We start from the raw sequence: 1702 nt of genomic DNA, 5'->3' as shown, positions 1-1702 counted from the left end.
TTATTAGCCACTACTGTTACAACGTTAGTATAGCACTTCATACAAAGGCTGAAAAACAAATCCTTTAAGCCACTTCCGTCACTGAGGGTATATATACCTAAAGGAAATGGAAAGAAACGACCATTAGGGATTGCTTCCTATGAAGATAAGATTGTACAAATGGCAGTGAAGAAAATACTGGGAGCTATTTATGAACCGAGATTCCTAAACTGCATGTATGGATTCAGACCGAATAGGGGGTGTCACGAAGCAATAAAAGAAGTATACCAACGGATAAGCTATGGAAAAATCAGCTATATCGTAGATGCCGATATTAAAGGTTTCTTTGACCATATCGACCATGATTGGATGATGAAGTTCCTTGAATGGAATATACAGGATAAGAACTTATTGTGGCTAATACGTAAATACCTTAAAGCAGGAATAATGGAGCAAGGAAAATTCGAGCCAACAGAGGAAGGTTCGGCACAAGGCTCAGTAATGAGTCCGATGCTTGCAAATATATACATGCATCATGTGCTGACGCTGTGGTTTAAGCTGGTGGTGCAAAGGGAAATGCAGGGAGAGTGTTTTCTCGTCAACTTTGCGGATGATTTTGTTGCAGGATTTCAATATAAGTCAGAAGCTGAAAGATACTATAAAGAGTTAAAGGAACGAATGGAAAAGTTTGGACTGGAGCTGGAAAGTAGTAAAAGCAGACTGATTGAATTTGGGAGATTTGCAGAGCAGAATCGTAGAGCAAGAGGAGAATGTAAGCCTGAAACATTTGATTTTCTGGGATTTCCCTTCTACTGTAGCAAAACTCGAAAGGGAGGTTTCGTGCCAAAGGTACAGACTTCAAGGAAGAAGTTTGAGCAAAAGGTCAGAGCATACAAGAACTGGATTTACGATAATCGAAATCGACCAATGCGAGAAATAATTAAAGAGTTGAATGTAAAACTAATTGGACACTATCAGTATTATGGTGTTACATGGAATTTTCGGAAGATAACAACATTCCTGCATAGAGTACAACAGTTTCTATTCAAAGCCATGAATCGGAGAGGTTGTAGACGGGCATACACATGGAATGGATTTGTGGAAATGCTCAAGTATTACCCGTTAGCAAAACCTAAAACGTACTATTGTTTATATTGAAGCAAATGTTACTATGAGGAGCCGTATGCGGGAAAGCCGCACGTACGGATCTGTGAGGGGCTAGGATTGAGAGGTCTTAGTCTACTCGACTGTCGAACTGATAAAATCCCTTTAGGAACTAAAGGGCGCACTTCTGTACTCTCCTATCGGGAGTATGTGCGTCCTGCGGAGCTTCATTCTCTGTCAGCAGAAGAAAGCCGCATGACCGAGAATGTTGCGTCACTTCGTTCCGGCAAGGTTGCTACACCCCCTTGCGCCGCTAATGCGGCTATCCCTCGTGGACTTGCCGTCTTCAAACAGCATGAAATGCTGTTCGCCGCCAGCAAGTTGCAAAAAAAGTATGATGGAGGTACTCAATTTGAAAAGAGCTGCAAAAATAGTTTTGATAGGAGTCTGCTTCGGCTTGATTTTGTTATTGCTTAAAATTAGTTTTGGGATTGATGATGCAGCTTTTATGCATGGTTATTGGATTGCAGCGGTTGCCATTGTATTAGGCGCTGTGTTAATCAATGCATATTACAATCTAATTTAACCTGTTGTGCTAGATAAAATAATATAAAGAAAC

At 40.7% G+C, this 1702-nt stretch carries 2 protein-coding genes; both read left to right on the top strand.

Annotation, left to right across the window (positions count from 1 at the left end):
* Positions 1-39 precede the first annotated feature (39 nt).
* The gene (gene ltrA, locus DW826_RS17850; protein WP_117553338.1) at positions 40-1137 is read left to right on the top strand and encodes a group II intron reverse transcriptase/maturase; all 1098 of its coding nucleotides are present in this window, start codon (positions 40-42) and stop codon (positions 1135-1137) included.
* Between the two features lie 201 nt (positions 1138-1338).
* Positions 1339-1560: a hypothetical protein gene (locus DW826_RS17845; protein ID WP_015553444.1), complete on the top strand. Its 222-nt coding sequence runs from the start codon at positions 1339-1341 to the stop codon at positions 1558-1560.
* Positions 1561-1702: the final 142 nt, after the last annotated feature.

Origin of the sequence: Clostridium sp. AM34-11AC (assembly GCF_003435375.1) — a bacterium.
Classification (GTDB): domain Bacteria; phylum Bacillota; class Clostridia; order Lachnospirales; family Lachnospiraceae; genus Pilosibacter; species Pilosibacter fragilis.
Note: the sequence above shows the minus strand (reverse complement) of the source record. Positions and strands in the feature narration are given on the sequence as shown.

What these genes read in the sequence shown, in the direction of transcription:
- DW826_RS17845 (WP_015553444.1), top strand. Translation starts at nt 1,339, where the DNA reads ATGACCGAGAATGTTGCGTCACTTCGTTCCGGCAAGGTTGCTACACCC.